Raw genomic sequence first — 16,076 nt, 5'->3', positions numbered from 1 at the left:
AAATCCCGCAAGGCCGTTAGTCTCCCGCTCATGCGCACTTTCGTCCTGATCGCCGCTGGCACCGCCCTGCTCTGCCCGCAACTTGCCGCCGCCCAAAGGGAAGACAGGCAGCAAAACCCCCAGCAGATTGCGCAATCCGTTCTTGCCACCATTGGCCCCGGCACACGCTGGGGCATGGTCGTGGTCGATGATCAGGGGCGCGAAGTGGTCAGCATCGATCCCGAAGGGCGCTATATGCCCGCTTCGAACACCAAGCTGTTCACCACGGCCGCCGCTTTTTGGAAGCTGGGCGAACTGGACCAGCCCGACCAGCTTGGCGGGGCGAGCGTGTGGCTGGTCCCCGGCAAAGGCAAAGTCCCCTCCGTTGAACTCGTCGGCCGGGGCGATGCACGGTTGTCCTCTGCGCCTGATTGCAAGGTGGTCTGCCTCGCTCAGCTGGCCGATGCCATCGCCGCGAAGACCCGCAAAGTCCACGACATCACCGGCGATGACACCCGCTTCATCGACCAGCGCTGGAGCCTGGGGATGAGCTGGAACAATATCCCGACGAGATCGGGCACCGGGATTTCCGCGCTCACGCTGGATGACAACGAAATGAAGGTCGTGGTGACTCCGGGGACGGCCGGCAAGCCGCCTGTCGTCACGCTCCCGGCCTATTTCAGCGTCGAAAACACCGCGCAAACCGTTGCAGCCGAGCCCGCTACGCTGGCCGTGGACCGGCTTCCGGGCAGCAAGGTGATTCAGGTCAGCGGCGCCTTGCCCGCATCCGTACCGAAGATCGTCACGCTGGGTATCGACGATCCGGCGGACTACGCCGCGTGGAAGCTGGCGGAAATGCTCAAGAAACGTGGGGTGAAGGTTTCCGGGAAAGTCGCCGCCCGCCACCGGATCGATCCACAGGCTGGCGCCATAGAGGACCGACCTGCACCACTTTACACTGTGCTTCCTCCGCCGCTGTCCGAAGACCTGACTCGGATCAACAAGGAGAGCCAGAACCTCCACGCTGAACTGATGCTGCGCCGGGTCGGCATGATGGCGGGCGGTAACATCCGCGCCGATGCCTCGGTCGAAGGCGGCCAGAAGGTGGTGAGCGCCATGCTTACCGAAGCTGGGCTCAAATCGCACCAGTTCTTTTTCGCCGACGGCTCGGGCATGTCGACCTATAACCGCATCGCGCCGCGCGGCGCGGTGACGTTCCTGCGCTGGGTGAAGACCCAGCCATGGGGGACAAAGTTCCGCGAAACGCTGCCCATCGGCGGGGTCGATGGGACGCTCGCCGGCAGGTTCCGGGGAACTTCGCTGGAGGGCCGGTTGCAGGCGAAAACCGGCACGCTCAATGCGACCAACGCGCTCGCCGGCTGGTTCACGGCCAAGAGTGGACGGACATTCACCTTTGCCGCCTATGCCAACGATGTTCCCGACGGCGTTATCGCCACCCGGATCATGGATGCAGCGCTGGTGAAAATCGCGGAATCGCAATAGGTTCTTGCGAGCGGCTCGCATCAACAAGCAAGACATGTTGCAGTTTGGTCACGCTTGCCAATTCAATGACACAATTCACTGAATCTCGCGGCAAAACCCTAGCCTAGGTGCGCTTTCAGGTATCTATTGCGAGTTCGCCCAAGGGGTTTGGGCCTGATTCCTAATCAGGGGGACTTATGCGCAATACTTCGCTTGGCGTGGCACTCGCCACTGGCACTGCTTTCCTTGCTCTCATCGCGATGCCCGGCGCCGCCATGGCGCAAACCGCTTCTGATGGCGACAGCGCCGAAAGCGATGGCAAGGCCATCGTCGTCACCGGTTCACGCATCAAACAGGACCCGTCGAAGAGCGCGCTGCCGCTGGAAATCGTCACGCCCGACGATCTCAGCCGCGAAAGCATCAGCAGCCCCGAACAGTTCATTTCCTACCTCGCCTCGAACGGCAACGGTGCGGACAACCTCGCGTCGAACTCCGACGTGGTGACCGGCGCGGCGCGCGGCACCAACGGTCTGTCGGCCGCCAACCTGCGCGGTCAGGGCGCGTCATCCACGTTGGTCCTGCTCAATGGCCGCCGCGTTGCCGCACACGGCCTTTCCGGCTCGGCAGTTGACGTCAACCAGATCCCGTTCTCGGCGATCGAGCGTATCGAAGTGCTGAAAGACGGCGCCTCGGCCATCTACGGCACCGATGCCATCGGCGGTGTGATCAACTACATCACCAAGAAGAACTTCACCGGCATCACCGCCTCGGGCTTCGTCGACATTACCGAAGCCGGCGACGCGCCGATCTATCGCCTTTCGGGCACGGCTGGCTATGGCAAGCTGGACGAGCAGGGCTTCAACATCATGGGCGCCGTCAGCAAGAGCTGGAACGGCATTCTGTTCGGCAAGGACCGCGATTTCGTCAACGGCAACCAGCCCAACCGCGGCCTGTCGATCGATACGCGCGGTACGCCGATCGCCACCGTCTTCCCGATCAACCCGACGGCAAGTGGCATCGGCATCACTCAGGGTGGCACCCTGTTTGGCGGCACCACCGTCGGTTCGCTGGCAACCAACCCGGGCTTTTTCATCCCCGGCACGACGACTGCGGCCAATGGCGGCGTCAACGTCCTCGATCTTCCGGGCGGCGCCGGATGCAGCACGATGGACGGCGGCATGCCTTATGATCAGGTGCTGTGGAACACGCCAGGCGCCGCGCTTGCCTGCGCCTGGGACACGGGCCGCGCGGCTACGCTGCAGCAGCCGCTTGAAACGCTGACCTGGTACGGCCGCGCCACTGCGAAGCTTGGCGAGCACGAGATCTTCGCCGAAGTCACCGGATCGAAGGCCCATTCGAGCAAGATCTTCTCGAACAACCAGTACACCGCGAACAACACTTCGCTGCCGATCGCTTATCCGCTCAATTCGCTGACGGCATCGACCTACAACACGGTTTACGACCAGCTGGCCGCGGTTCTTCCGGCGATCGGCGCTGTCGGTGACCGCACGGTCGATTCGGTCGGCCGTTATGGCCTGCCGATCGCCTTCCGCTGGCGCTGCGAGGCTTGCGGCCCGCGTCAGTATGAAACCGATACCAAGACCTTCCGCGCCGCCATGGGCGCCGAAGGCCCAATTGGCGGATCGTGGGAATACCGCGTCGGTGGTTCTTATGCGGAAAGCCAGGCCACTTCGGTTCTGGGCTCCGGCTATCACTTCCGCGGCGTCTTTGCGAGCAACGCCGCCGCTGTCGCCTCGGGCACCGGTGCAACGCTGGCCGGCCAGGTCGACACCCGCGCACCGACGGCTCCAGGTGCCAGTGCTCCCGGCATTGTCGGCCTGTTCAACAGCGGTATCATCAACCCGTTCTCGCTGGTCCAGACCCCGCAGGCACTCGCCGCGCTTGACGCCGTTTCTGCCAAAGGCACGCGGCTTTACGGCGGCAAGTACACCGTATGGCAGGCTGACGCCTCGATTTCGGGCGATCTGTTCGAACTGCCCGGCGGCACGGTGAAGTTTGCAGCCGGCGTCGACTATCGCCGCGAAGGCTACGGTTTTGATGGGTCAGCTGCCGGGGCGACCACATCGCCCGACATTTTCAACGTCGCCTTCGACAACGTGAACCAGTTGGCCAAGAAGACCCGTGACGTGAAGGCGGCCTATGCCGAAGTTCTGATCCCGGTGTTCGATATGCTCGAACTGACCGGCGCGGTCCGCGTTGACGATTACACCGGCTTCGGCAGCACAGTGAACCCCAAGTTCACTGCCAAGTTCCAGCCGGTTGACTGGCTCATGGCCCGCGCCTCCTATGGCACCGGCTTCCGCGTCCCTTCGTTTAACCAGATCTTCAACGGCGTCACTCAGTCGCCCAATCCGGGCAGCTCGCTGACCGATCCGACCACCTGCCCCACCGGCGGCACGGTCAACGTTACCGCTGGCTGCACGGCGATCACGCCGGATTCGCTCAGCGGTGGCAACCTTAACCTCGGGCCTGAAACGTCCGAACAGTACAGCGCCGGCCTCGTCCTGCGGCCTACATCGCGGATCACTCTGTCAGCCGACTACTGGAATATCGCGGTGGACAACGTGATCGGTTCGATCACCATTCCGCAGCTTTTCGCCAACATCGCCTCGTTCCCGGAACGCATTACCCGCACCAACGGGATCATCACCCTGGTTGACCTGCGTACCGGCAACTTCGGTTCGCGCCGGACCAGCGGCATCGACTTCATGGCGCGCGGCAACTTCGATGCCCTTGGCGGCACGATCTCGGCCGGCTTCGATGCCACGCTGCTGCTGACCAAGAAGGAAAAGCTGCTTCCGAACCTTGCCTATACCAACCTGCGCGGCGTGTTCTCGCTGTCGGGCGATCTGGGGCTGAAGTGGAAGCACAACGCCTACATCAGCTATGCGAAGGATGGTTTCACGATGACCTTCTCGCAGATCTATCGCGGCGGCTATCAAAACGCCGGCCTGCCGAGCCTGGTGAACAATATCAGCGCGACGCGTCCGGATTACAACGCCCGCGTGAAGCCGTATCACGTCTACAACATGTCGATCTCGCAGCTGGTTGCCGAACGTTTCAAGATCACCATGGGCGTGAAGAATATCTTCAACACCGACCCGCCGTTCGCCATCACTTATGACAGCAACACCGGCTCGGGCAGCTCGTGGGAACCGCGCGTCGCCGATCCGCGCGGCCGCAGCTTCACGATCTCGGCGGAAGTGAAGTTCTGAGGTAATAGAACAGTTAAACAGGATTGGGCCGTCGGGGGAAACCTCGGCGGCCTTTCCTTTGGATCAGCCTGCGACAAGTTCCAGAAAACGGCCCGATACCCAGCCGTATGCGCAAGGACCGGCATAGGCGCGGCGTTTGGCGATTGGCGTGCCAATGCCGCATTGCTGACCGGGAACGCGTTCATAGACCACACCGATCCACTCGCCTTCCTGGGCCCTATCGCATGACCAGACCAACTGGCCCATTTTCAGTCGGCCAAGCTCCTTGCCTTTCACCGATGGCGCGGCGCGGACCGAGAGGAAATTGTCGCCCTTTGTCTTTAGGCCCGTCACCTTGTGCACCCCGCCGCAAGCATCGAACTCTGCCTCTCCGCCCACCATAACTGGACGGGCAACGGGAACCGCCGAGGACTGGGCGAAGCCGGGCACAAATAGAATCGGCGAAGCGAGCAGGGAAAACAGGGCAATAGCTCGGACAGGACCCATCAGGTGAACTCCATTGGAAAGCCCGCAGCCTAGCGCCGCAGCACTCTGTGGCCAATTGCCATATCCATGGTGGGAGCTGCGTTCGACCGAAGGGAGTTTGGCGCGCCCTGAGGACAAGGTCCGATTACTCCCAACAAAGGCCGGGCGTGTTCGACCGAAGGGAGTTTGGCGCGCCCGGCAGGACTCGAACCTGCTGCCTCAAGATTAGAAGTCTCGCGCTCTATCCAGATGAGCTACGGGCGCGCGCCTGCTTCCCATAGTCAGGGTTTGACGGCGGCGCAAACCGGGTTAGTCTTCAATATGGACAAAGCCCTTTCGCGCATTGACGGAATCGCCGGCGCCCGCCGCCATTTCCGCTATTTTGACTATGTAATGGCGGCCTTTGTCGCGATCCTGCTGCTGTCGAACCTGATCGGCGCGAGCAAGCTGGCGACCATTCAAGGTTACACCTTCGGCGCGGGCATCTTGTTTTTCCCACTGTCTTACGTGATCGGCGACGTGCTGACCGAGGTCTACGGCTATGCCAACGCCCGCCGATGCGTATGGATGGGCTTTGCCGCGCTGGTGTTCATGGCCTTCATGAGCTTTGTCGTTGTCGCCATGCCAGCCGCCAAAGGATGGGGCGGACAGGCGGCTTACGAAAGCGTGTTCGGAAGCACCTGGCGCATAGTCCTAGCCTCGGTTCTGGCCTTCTGGGCCGGCGAATTCGTCAACAGCTTCGTTCTGGCGCGGATGAAGGTGTGGACTGCAGGCAAGCACCTGTGGAGCCGCACGATCGGTTCGACCTTCTTCGGTCAGGCGGTTGATAGCTTGATCTTCTATCCCGTCGCTTTCCTCGGCACATGGTCAAATGAGCAAGTCGTGACCGTGATGGTCACCAACTGGCTGCTGAAAGTGTTGTGGGAGGCGGTTTTGACCCCGGTGACCTATGCGGTCGTCGCGTGGTTCAAGGAGCGCGAGGGGGTCGACGTGTTCGACGAGGGCATCGATTTCTCGCCCTTCGCCAAGGCAGATGCGGTTTAGGCCCCGCGCTCCAGAAAAGCAGCGTGGCCTCACCGCGATGGCTCATCAGTCTGCGATGAGGCCAATTGCGAGGTAGATCAGGATCAGTGATCCGAAGCCGAGCAGGGTGCCGGCGATCCAGCCCACGCGGACCAGCGTTACGTCGATCCCGAAGTAGTCAGCCATGCCGGCCGAGACGCCCATGACCTTGCCGCGGGCCTTGTTGAGGCGGAAGCCTGCCGACTTGCCGCTGGTGTTGTGTTCGACCTGGTTCATGCGACGGCTCCGACATAAGCGCTGGCGAGGTTCACGTTGGAAGCTTCAGCGGGGATGGAAACGGTGTTGGTGAACAGCACCAGCGAAAGCATCAGGGCGCTGGCGGCGGCTGCGAGGCGGCTGCTGATTGAGTTGGCTTCGGTCATTTTTCGGTTCCTTCTTGAATGGTTGGGCGGGTGTGCCGCCGATGCAAAGTACATTGCAGAAGCCGTGCCAAATTGGAAAAACCGCGCAAATCCGTCGTTTTGATTCCGTGGTATACTTTGCAACATAGATGAATTGCTGATGAATGGTATTTTTTCCCAATTTTCAGGATCGGCGTTTTTCGTGGCGGTCCTGCAGCCCCGTGGCTAGGGCTAGCAGGCCGCCATGACCCTTGACCGCCTTTCCCTGACCACGTTCCGCAACCATGGCGAAACCCGCATCGACGGGGCGCGGCAGTTCAACTTGCTGGTGGGGGAAAACGGCGCCGGCAAGACCAACGTACTTGAGGCAATTTCGCTCCTCGCCCCGGGCCGCGGCCTGCGCCGGGCGGCCTTGCCCGATATGGCCGGCAAGGGTGGCGACGGTGGTTTCTCGATCAGCGCAGATCTTGCCGCGAGCGCGGGGCCGGTGCGTCTCGGTACCGGCACCCAGCCAGACCGGCCGACCCGCCGGATCGTTCAGGTAGAAGGCGCCGACGTTGCCGCCAACTCGCTGTCGGAATGGCTGTCGATCGGCTGGCTTACCCCGGCGATGGACCGCCTGTTTGCCGAAGGTCCCTCCGCGCGGCGGCGCTTCCTTGACCGGCTGGTTCTGGCGCTCGAACCCAGCCATGCGCGCAATTCCGCGCGGCTCGACAATGCCCTGCGCGAACGCAACCGCTTGCTTGGCGGCGAGCATGAGCCTGATGCGTCCTGGCTGGCCGCGCTGGAAACGCAGATCGCCGAGAGCGGCGCGCTGGTCGCCCAGTCCCGTGCGCGGCTGATCGAGCGGCTATCGAGCGCGCTGACCGCCCTGCCCGATGCGCCATTTGCTCGCCCTGCCCTGTCTTACCAGCCGGGCGGTCCGCTTGAGGCTGGCGCACTGGCCTCGGCTCTCGCCGAGGGCCGCCGCCGCGATCGCGCCGCACAGCGCACTCTGGTCGGCCCGCACCGCGACGAACTGGTCGTAACCATGGCCGGCAAGGATCAACCCGCTGCGGAATGCTCGACCGGCGAACAGAAGGCCATGCTCATCGCCATCACCCTCGCCCACGCCGGCCTGCTGGACGCGGACCGACCGGGCGTGCTTCTGCTTGATGAAGTCGCCGCGCACCTCGATCCGGTCCGGCGCGAGGCGTTGTTCGAGCGGCTGCGCGCCGGCCAGGCGCAAGTCTGGCTGACCGGGACAGAACTCGCCCCGTTTGAAGCTATCACGCAGGAAGCCGCCGTCTGGCGCGTGTCGGGCGGGGCGGTCGAGCGGATCAGCTAACGTTTAATTGATGGCCGAAGCGACGGTTCCTGCCGTCCGCTTGACCACTTCCTCCACGCCCTTGGCATTGGGGTGGACGTGATCGTCCTGAATCAGTTCGGGTTTTCCGACGAGGCCATCGAGGAAGAACGGCACCAGCATCGCGCCGTACTTTTTCGCCAGTTCGGGATAGATCGCCTCAAACTGCGCGCGAAATTCGCTGCCGAGGTTCGGCGGCGTCAGCATTCCCATCAGTACGACGTTCAGGCCGCGCTTCTTCGCTTCTGACAGCATCGCCTCAATATTCTTCCGGGTTTCGGCGGGTGGCAGCGCGCGAAGCAGGTCATTGCCGCCGAATTCGATGATAACGAGGTCGGGCTTAACCTTCTGCGAATCCAGCACAAAGCCAAACCGCTGCGCACCCGCTGCCGAAGTATCGCCTGACACCCCAGCATTCGTCACCCTCGCATTCACGCCCTGCGCCCGTAGTGCGGCTTCGAGCCGCGAGGGATAGGATTCGCCCGGATTCAGGCCATATCCGGCAAACAGACTGTCCCCCACGGCAAGAATCCGCTTCTCCGGCCCCATCACTGGCGGCAGGTCCGACGGCGCATCGGCGCTCGCAATAATCGGCGCTGTGCTCGCTTCAGGCGCGGGTGCATCGCCCTTGCAACCGGCCAGCAAGGCAAGTGCGGCAATTCCTGAGACAATCCTGTACATTTTCACTCCTTGCGAGACAGGCCATAGCTATGCCATCGCGGCGCGGTGACAAGTCCCCCTCAAAATTCGCCCGCACCCCTTTCGCCCGCCCCCGTTCCGCCTGCAGCTGTCGAAGCCCGCGGCCTCATTCTCACCCTCGGCACTGTGCATATCCTCAAGGGGATCGACCTGACGGTGGCGCAAGGCGAAACGCTGGCGCTGCTCGGGCCGTCCGGATCGGGCAAGAGTTCGCTCATGGCAGTCCTCACCGGGCTGGAGCGCGCCGAAGGCGGTTCGCTGATCGTCGCCGGACAGGATTTCACCACGCTTGACGAGGACGGACTGGCGCTTGCCCGCCGCGGGCGGATTGGCGTGGTCCTGCAGGCCTTCCACCTGCTGCCAACGATGACCGCGCTGGAGAATGTGGCGACGCCGCTCGAACTGATGGGCGCCAAGGACGCCTGGAGCCGCGCCGCGCATGAACTGGAGGCGGTCGGCCTTGGTCACCGGCTCGATCACTACCCGGCGCAGCTTTCCGGCGGCGAGCAGCAGCGCGTGGCGATTGCCCGCGCGCGCGCTCCGCGCCCGGCGCTGGTCTTTGCCGATGAACCCACCGGCAACCTTGATGCCACGACCGGTGCAGGGATCGTTGACCTGCTGTTCGCGCGCCGCGCCGAGGCCGGTGCAACGCTGATCATCATCACCCATGACGAGCATCTGGCCGAGCGCTGCGAGCGCGTGGTGACGCTGGGCGACGGACGCATCGTCAGCGACACTGCCGACAAGTGAGCGTCGCCCTCCCCATCTCAACCGCCTGGCGCATTGCCCGGCGCGACCTGTCCGCCCGATTCAAAGGTCTGCGCCTGTTGCTGGTCTGCCTGTTCCTTGGCGTTGGCGCTCTGGCGGCGATCGGCACCCTCACCCGCGCAATTGAGCGCGAGCTTGAGACGCGCGGACAAGCGATCCTTGGCGGCGACGTACAAGTCTCGGTCTGGCAGCGGTCGCTCAGCGATGCCGAGCTGGCTGCTCTCGGCCGTTTGGGCAAGGTCTCCACCGGCACCCGCACCCAGGCGATGGTCAGCAATGGAGACGCAGTTGCGCCGGTCGAACTTAAGGCCATCGACTCCAGTTGGCCGCTCTATGGGCGCCTGACGCTCAAGGACGGGCGTTCTGTCGGCCAGCCCCCCGAAGGGGCGGCATGGATCGGCGAGGGCGTTGCCGCGCGGCTTGGCGTGGACAAGGGCGGCACGATCGCGCTCGGCGCGCTGCGGCTCAAGGTGGCCGGCGTGATCGCTGACGAGCCCGACCGGCTGGGCGAAGGCATGGGCTTTGCCCCGCCGGTCATCGTGCGCGATCGCGTGCCGTTTGACGCGGGCCTGATCCAGCCGGGTGCAATGTACCGCAGCAAGGTGCGCGTAGCTTTCACCGATAAGCGCGAGACAGCGCCGGTGGTGGACGACCTGCGCCGCCAGTTCCCGACTGCCGGCTTCGAACTGCGCACACGCGACCGCGCTTCGCCCGGTACCGAACGCTTCATCGACCGGCTGGGTGAATTCCTGACACTGGTCGGACTGGCGGCGCTGACGATCGCCGGCATCGGCATCGGCGGCGGGGTTTCCTCATGGCTCGATAGCAAGCGCGGCTCCATCGCAGCACTCAAGGTGCTGGGCGCGACGAGCGGTGACATTGCGCGGATCACGTTGTTGCAGGTCGCCACCGTGGCATTGGTCGGAACACTCGCAGGGCTGATAGCCGGGGTGCTGGTGACCCCGCTGCTGACCAATGCGCTGAGCGGACTGCTGCCGGTGCCGGAAGGCTTCCCGGTTGAACCGTTCGCGCTGCTGCGCGCTGCGCTCTACGGCCTGCTGGTCGCCTTCGTCTTCACCGCCGTGCCGCTGGCCCGCGCCCGCGCCTTTCCCGCGATGGCACTGCTGCGCGCACGGGTTTCGCCGCTGGGCAGCGAATGGAAGCGCGCGGCATGGCCGGTGGCGATCGGCCTCGGGCTGATTGTCGCGACGGCAATGCTCAGCGCCGCGCAGCCGATGGTGACGGCGACCTTCCTTGGCGGATCGGCGGCACTTCTGTTGCTGCTCGGCCTGCTTGGCTGGGGCATCCGCTCGACGGTCGCCCGCCTGCCTCGCCCCGCCAATCCGCTGCTGCGCACCGCCATGGCCAACCTGCACCGCCCCGGCGCGCAGACCGGCGCGCTGGTGACGGCACTGGGCTTTGGCCTGTCCGCATTCGTGTTGCTCGCCGCAATTTCCAGCAGCCTCGATGCCAACATCTCTGCTCGAGTGCCGCAAAAAGCGCCGGATTACTTCGTGCTAGACGTGCCGAAGGACCGCATCGCCCAGTTCGGCGAAACGGTGCAGCAATTCGCTCCAGGCGCGGAAGTGCGCACGGTGCCAGCCCTGCGCGGTGCCGTGCTGGCCTATGGCACTCTCGGCAGGATGACCCGGCTGGCCGACCTCAAGGAACTACCCGAAGGCCTGGGTCCGCTGCGCGGCGAGCGCGGCCTGACCTATGCCGACGAGATTCCTGAGGGCAACACGCTGGTTTCAGGCAAGTGGTGGCCAAAAGACTATGTCGGCCCGCCGCTGGTTTCGATCGACGCGGACATCGCCACCGCCGCCGGCCTGAAAGTGGGCGACACGCTGGCCGTCAGCGTGCTCGGTGTGGAACGCGACGTTACCATCGCCAGCCTGCGCCGGATCGACTGGGCAACCATGGGCTTCAACTATTTCCTCGTGTTCTCACCCAATGCCCTGCGCGATGCCCCGCATAACTTCGCCGCGACTGTCGACGTCAAGAACGGCGCTCCGCCTGCGGCGCTGCTGCGCCAGCTGGCCAAGGCATTCCCATCCAGTTCGGTGATCGAAACCGGGCCGATGCTGCGGCAGGCGCGCGACCTGCTGTCGCAGATGAGCCTGGCCATTCTCGCTGCCGCATCGGTCGCAGTGCTGGCGGGGATTGCCGTGCTGCTGGGGGCAATCGCTGCGGCACGTGCGGTGCGGACCTATGACAGCGTGATCCTGCGCGTACTGGGGGCGAGCCGGCGGCAATTGCTGCTGGTCCAGCTTGGCGAATATGCCCTGCTGGCTCTGGTCCTCGCACTGGTCTCGCTGGTGCTAGGCACCGGGGTGGCATGGCTTGTCATCGTGCAGATGTTCGAGTTCGACTGGCTGCCTGACTGGATCGAGGTCTTTGCCGTGCTGGGCGCTGGCCTGACGCTGGTGCTGGGCTTTGCCATAGCGGCATCGCTGCCAGTCCTGCGGACCCGGCCTTCACAGGCGCTCCGCGAGCTCTGAGGGCAAAGGAAAGGCCCCTCCGCCTGGCAGCGAAGGGGCCTGATATGTCCTGATCGGTCACCCGGTCAGGCGAAGACGTCTTCGGCTGCCTTCGGACTGGCGTCCGAAAGTTCGCCATGGATCACCGACATCAGCGCCGATCCGGCAATCGCAATCAATGCGAATACCGCAATGCCGGCGACGAACAGGAAGATCATGCTGCCAACTCCCGGCATTTCCGGTGGAGCAGCCGATGGATCGATCGACATTGCGCTCGCCGCGGTGAAGAGCGAGAAGAACGGCGCAAACAGCAGCAGGATGAGAACAAGGGCGATCAAGCCATAGCCCAGCAACGACAGGAAGATGGTCAGGACATTGCCGCGCGTCATGTTCCAGCCGCGCGAAATGGCAGTCAGCGGATTGCCGACGCCTTCCACCGCGATCACCGCATTCACGGTGGCCAATCGGCAGGCCAGATAGGCAGCCCCAATAGCGACAACCAGCATCGCGATGAAGGCCACGGCGCTCCCAGCCATCGACAGGACACCGACGACCAGGCCGACGATGAGCGCGCAGACAAAATAGGCGATCATCAGGACCACAAAGACACCCAGCATCGGCAAGGCGCTGCGCATGCCCGCGCTTAATGCCTCGCTGAAAGTCAGCCGTTGCAAGGGCGAAGCCATGGCCGTCATCGAGGCAGATTGGGCGCAATACACCAGGATGTAGATAATATAGAATACGATCACGCCCAAAATCGCGCCTGCGCCGATGGCACCTGCATTACCCTCCATTCCGCCCGCCATCCCGGCAAATGCTGAAACGCCAATGACCATGGCAAACACGATGATCAAGGCGATATTGATGGCAAAGAATGTGGCCAAAAGGCCCAGCAGCGGACCAAAGCGGCCCTTCACGATTTCGAGCGTTTGCCCGTAGATCTGACCTACGCTTGTAGTCATTTCTCAGTCCCCCATCTGCCGGACAGCCGCGTGCATTCCGGTCCCGACGGGGAAGGCATCATAATTCGCGCGGCTTGGCAAACAAAAAGGGGGCCCGCAAAGGCCCCCTTCCCGTTTCGTGACAGATGCTTGGCGCGATCAGAACTTGAAGCGCACCGAACCGCCGAAGGTCCGTGGTTCGCTGACATAGCCAGAGATCGAGCCCGACTGCGCCACCGAATCGAAGATCTGCAGGATCGTGCGATTGTCGGTCAGGTTGCGTCCCCAGATGCTCAGTTCGATGCCGTTCTGCATGGCATAAGTGAGCGAGGCGTTGACCTGGTTGATATCCTGCTTGAAGTCGCGGCCGGCGGCGAGCGCCGGTCCGGTATCGATGATGGCGCCGGCCGAATTCTTCACGACGAGTCCGGGCAGACCTTCGACCAGTTTGAACAGCGCCTCATAGTGATAGTCACCGCGCAGGATCACCCGGTCACCATTGCCCAGTTCCTTCGCCCATTCCGCGCCGATCGTCATAGACAGCGGGGAAACGCCGCCCGGACGCGTACCCGAAAGGTCTCCGAAAGCCGACAACGCGAAGCTGTCATACTTGGCGTCGAGATAGGTCATCGCCAGGTTGAGCGTCAGTTCCGAGGTCGGCTTGACCATGCCTTCGAATTCAAGACCGAAGACCGACTGCTTGCCCGCATTGGCAAGGAAGAAGCCGGTGCCGGTGAAGATGTTCGACTGGAACCCCTCGATCGACTGCTTGAAGATCGCGAAGTTGGCCGAGGCAACGCCCCAGCTTCCCTTCAGGCCGAATTCGTAGACTGTCGATTCTTCCGGACCGGCAAAGCGGCTGCCCGAAGACAGGTTGGCCAGCCGCAGCGCCGAATAGGTGGAGTTGGTATTGATCGTGTTGAGATCGGCCGGGGTGGGACGGCTGTCACGCGAAAGGTTGATCGACGCCGCCTTGTAGCCGGTCGCATAGCTCACGTAGGCGTTAAGGTGGTCGTTGAACTCAAAGGCAAGACGTGCCGTCCAGTTCCAGTGACCGTCGCTCAGCTTGCCCGATTCCAAAGCGTTAGGAACGTTGAGGAACGGCGGCAGGAACTGCAGCGGCTTCAGGCCATTGAGCGGATTGGCTGCCGGATTGTTCTGATTGCCGTTGGCAAAGGCGATCGAACCGTTGTTGATTGCCGTGTAGGTTGCGAAATTGGCCGCGCTCGAACCGGCGAAGGCGCCGATTTCCGCCGCAGTGGCACTGCGCCCAAGGCCAAGGACAGAACCAATCTGGCTTGACAGCGCACCTTGGTACAGCAGCTGGTTGCGGAACGGCGCATAGGCAGCCGCGTTGAAATCGATCCCTGAGAAGGCATCGTTCGACACAGTTCCGGTGCTGAACACCTTGCTGTCATGCGTGTAGTTCGCCCCGCCGGTCAACGTCAGACCGTCGGTGATCTCGAAATCGACCTGACCAAAGATCGAGTAAGCCTCATCCTTGAGCTTGTACGATTCGCTGAGGCCAGTGCCAGCTGCAAAGAAGCGGTTCTGGTACTTGGTCGGCTGGCCTTCAAGCGCGCCAAAGGTATTTTCCAGCGTAACAACGTTAAGCGCGCCACCCGATGCACCCTGAATGAGCCCGTTGGCATAAGGCCGTGCCTGCGTGCCCCAGAACACCTCGTTGGTCTGGTCAACCTTCTCGTTGAAGTAGAACCCGCCGAGCATCACGTTGACCGGACCATCCCAGTCGGTGTTCAGGCGAAGTTCCTGCGTGAACGTATCGACTTTCAGGTCCTGATAGTTGCGGCCCAGCAGATCGGCGCTGGAGAAGTCCGAATCTTGGTTGGTGATCGCTCCGGTCCGGCGGTACGCGGTGATCGAGGTCAGCTTGAGAAAGCCCATCGAATAGTCGATCTGACCCGACAGGCCCCAATTGGTGATATCGTTGGTTGAATCGATGTTGTTGTAGGTCACGTCGGCAAACGGATTTGCCGGATCACTGAGCCGTCCGCCAAGAGCAAGGACCACCGACGACGCGGCGGAACGGCGCAGGTTCATCACCGCGCAGCAATTTTCGTCGATCTTGCCATAATCGCCGATGATGCGAACCGAGAGATCGTTTGACGGTTCGAACAGCATCTGGCCGCGAACGAACCAGCGATTGCGCTCATTAAGGTCGTTACCGGTGTTTCCGTCCGTCACGTAACCGTCACGGCGGTTGTAGCCGCCTGCGATGCTCGCGGCGATCGTGTCGCTGAGAGGGCCGGTGACCACGCCCTTCACGGTGAAGGCGTTGAAGTTGCCATAGGTGGCTTCGACATTGCCACCGAATTCAAAACGCGGCTTGCGGGTGGTCATCGAAATGACGCCGGCCGATGCGTTCTTGCCGAACAGGGTCGACTGCGGTCCGCGCAGCACTTCGACGCGCTGCACGTCGGGCAGATCGCCGATCATCGAGGCCGAGCGCGAGCGATAGACGCCATCGACAAACAGGCCCACCGACGGTTCGATACCGGCGTTGTTGGCGCCGTTGCCGAAGCCGCGAATGTAGAAGTTGGTGTTGGCCGAGCTTTGCAGCTGATTGACGCGGAGCGAGGGAACCACGCTCGACAGGTCGCGGATGTCGCGGATCTGGGCGCGCTCAATGGTCTCGCCGGTGGTGACCGAAACGGCGACCGGCACGTCCTGCAGGGTCTGCTCGCGCTTGGTTGCAGTAACGACGATCTCGTTGCCGGTACCGGCGCTTTCCTCGGCCGGAGGAGCGGCCTGCGCTTCTTCATCGGAAGGGGCAGATTGGGCAAATGCGACGCTGGGCATCGCCATCAAGGCGACGCTTGCGGTGCCGAGGAGCACGATGCGAGTCGTGATTTTCATGTAAGTCTCATCCTCTCGTAAGGGGTTTGACGCTACGGCAATGCTGCCGGGACGCCCCTTCCCCTGCTTGTTCTGCAGAAACCTTAGTTTTTCAGGGGCTCCGACGCAATCGCGCGCAGCATTGGTCACAAACGCAACTTGTCCCTGTTGCATGAAGGACACAGGCGTCTTTCCTTGCCCTTGAGGCTCTGTTGGTCTAGGGGCGCGCCCATGTTGCGGCGCAGCACGCGCCCTGCCTTCTGTCCAAAGCTCCCGGAAAGTTCGTAATGTCCGCCAATCAGCGCAATATCGCCATTATCGCCCACGTCGACCACGGCAAGACCACGCTTGTCGACCAGCTCTTCCGCCAGTCCGGCACCTTCCGCGACAACCAGCGGATC

13 protein-coding genes and 1 tRNA gene are annotated in these 16,076 nt (G+C 62.9%); 7 read left to right on the top strand and 7 right to left on the bottom strand.

Annotated elements, in window-relative coordinates; genetic code table 11:
* The first annotated feature begins 30 nt into the window (after positions 1-30).
* Entirely contained in the window at positions 31-1,482 is a 1,452-nt protein-coding gene (dacB, locus tag RMO89_RS12590; protein WP_310533494.1) for a D-alanyl-D-alanine carboxypeptidase/D-alanyl-D-alanine-endopeptidase, read from the top strand.
* A 176-nt stretch (positions 1,483-1,658) separates the two neighbouring features.
* Complete coding sequence (locus RMO89_RS12585; RefSeq protein ID WP_310533492.1) at positions 1,659-4,697, top strand: TonB-dependent receptor domain-containing protein; 3,039 nt, start codon at positions 1,659-1,661, stop codon at positions 4,695-4,697.
* A 63-nt stretch (positions 4,698-4,760) separates the two neighbouring features.
* Here RMO89_RS12585 and RMO89_RS12580 read toward each other — a convergent pair whose 3' ends face one another.
* Positions 4,761-5,183: a hypothetical protein gene (locus RMO89_RS12580; protein ID WP_310533491.1), complete on the bottom strand. Its 423-nt coding sequence runs from the start codon at positions 5,181-5,183 to the stop codon at positions 4,761-4,763.
* A gap of 166 nt (positions 5,184-5,349) precedes the next feature.
* A tRNA-Arg gene (locus RMO89_RS12575) sits at positions 5,350-5,426 on the bottom strand.
* Between the two features lie 57 nt (positions 5,427-5,483).
* Between RMO89_RS12575 and RMO89_RS12570 the strand changes: the two genes are divergently transcribed.
* Positions 5,484-6,206: a queuosine precursor transporter gene (locus RMO89_RS12570; protein WP_310533490.1), complete on the top strand. Its 723-nt coding sequence runs from the start codon at positions 5,484-5,486 to the stop codon at positions 6,204-6,206.
* Positions 6,207-6,251: 45 nt separating this feature from the next.
* On the opposite strand, the gene RMO89_RS12565 is transcribed toward RMO89_RS12570, so the two are convergent.
* Both RMO89_RS12565 and RMO89_RS12560 read right to left on the bottom strand, forming a co-directional pair.
* On the bottom strand, positions 6,252-6,461 hold the full coding sequence (locus RMO89_RS12565) for a PspC domain-containing protein (protein WP_310533489.1): 210 nt from the start codon (positions 6,459-6,461) through the stop codon (positions 6,252-6,254).
* Entirely contained in the window at positions 6,458-6,607 is a 150-nt protein-coding gene (locus tag RMO89_RS12560; protein WP_310533488.1) for a hypothetical protein, read from the bottom strand. The genes RMO89_RS12565 and RMO89_RS12560 overlap by 4 nt, the downstream gene beginning before the upstream one ends.
* 223 nt (positions 6,608-6,830) lie before the next feature.
* Between RMO89_RS12560 and recF the strand changes: the two genes are divergently transcribed.
* Positions 6,831-7,913: a DNA replication/repair protein RecF gene (gene recF / locus RMO89_RS12555; protein WP_310533487.1), complete on the top strand. Its 1,083-nt coding sequence runs from the start codon at positions 6,831-6,833 to the stop codon at positions 7,911-7,913.
* A 3-nt stretch (positions 7,914-7,916) separates the two neighbouring features.
* Here recF and RMO89_RS12550 read toward each other — a convergent pair whose 3' ends face one another.
* Positions 7,917-8,612, bottom strand: a complete 696-nt coding sequence (locus RMO89_RS12550) for an arylesterase (protein ID WP_310533486.1) — start codon at positions 8,610-8,612, stop codon at positions 7,917-7,919.
* A gap of 45 nt (positions 8,613-8,657) precedes the next feature.
* On the opposite strand from RMO89_RS12550, the gene RMO89_RS12545 reads away from it, so the two are divergent.
* Both RMO89_RS12545 and RMO89_RS12540 read left to right on the top strand, forming a co-directional pair.
* Positions 8,658-9,380 (top strand): ABC transporter ATP-binding protein, encoded by a 723-nt coding sequence (locus RMO89_RS12545; protein ID WP_409035550.1) that lies wholly within the window; start codon positions 8,658-8,660, stop codon positions 9,378-9,380.
* Entirely contained in the window at positions 9,377-11,899 is a 2,523-nt protein-coding gene (locus tag RMO89_RS12540) for an FtsX-like permease family protein (RefSeq protein WP_310533485.1), read from the top strand. The genes RMO89_RS12545 and RMO89_RS12540 overlap by 4 nt, the downstream gene beginning before the upstream one ends.
* Positions 11,900-11,964: 65 nt before the next feature.
* Here RMO89_RS12540 and RMO89_RS12535 read toward each other — a convergent pair whose 3' ends face one another.
* Both RMO89_RS12535 and RMO89_RS12530 read right to left on the bottom strand, forming a co-directional pair.
* Positions 11,965-12,840: a hypothetical protein gene (locus RMO89_RS12535; protein WP_310533484.1), complete on the bottom strand. Its 876-nt coding sequence runs from the start codon at positions 12,838-12,840 to the stop codon at positions 11,965-11,967.
* A 138-nt stretch (positions 12,841-12,978) separates the two neighbouring features.
* Entirely contained in the window at positions 12,979-15,696 is a 2,718-nt protein-coding gene (locus RMO89_RS12530; RefSeq protein WP_310533483.1) for a TonB-dependent receptor, read from the bottom strand.
* A 266-nt stretch (positions 15,697-15,962) separates the two neighbouring features.
* Here RMO89_RS12530 and RMO89_RS12525 point away from each other — a divergent pair.
* Positions 15,963-16,076, top strand: a 114-nt coding sequence (locus RMO89_RS12525; protein ID WP_310533526.1) for a GTP-binding protein, incomplete at its 3' end; no start/stop codon positions are given.

The organism is Novosphingobium sp., from assembly GCF_031424035.1.
In the GTDB taxonomy this organism is placed as follows: Bacteria; Pseudomonadota; Alphaproteobacteria; order Sphingomonadales; family Sphingomonadaceae; genus Novosphingobium.
Note: the sequence above shows the minus strand (reverse complement) of the source record. Positions and strands in the feature narration are given on the sequence as shown.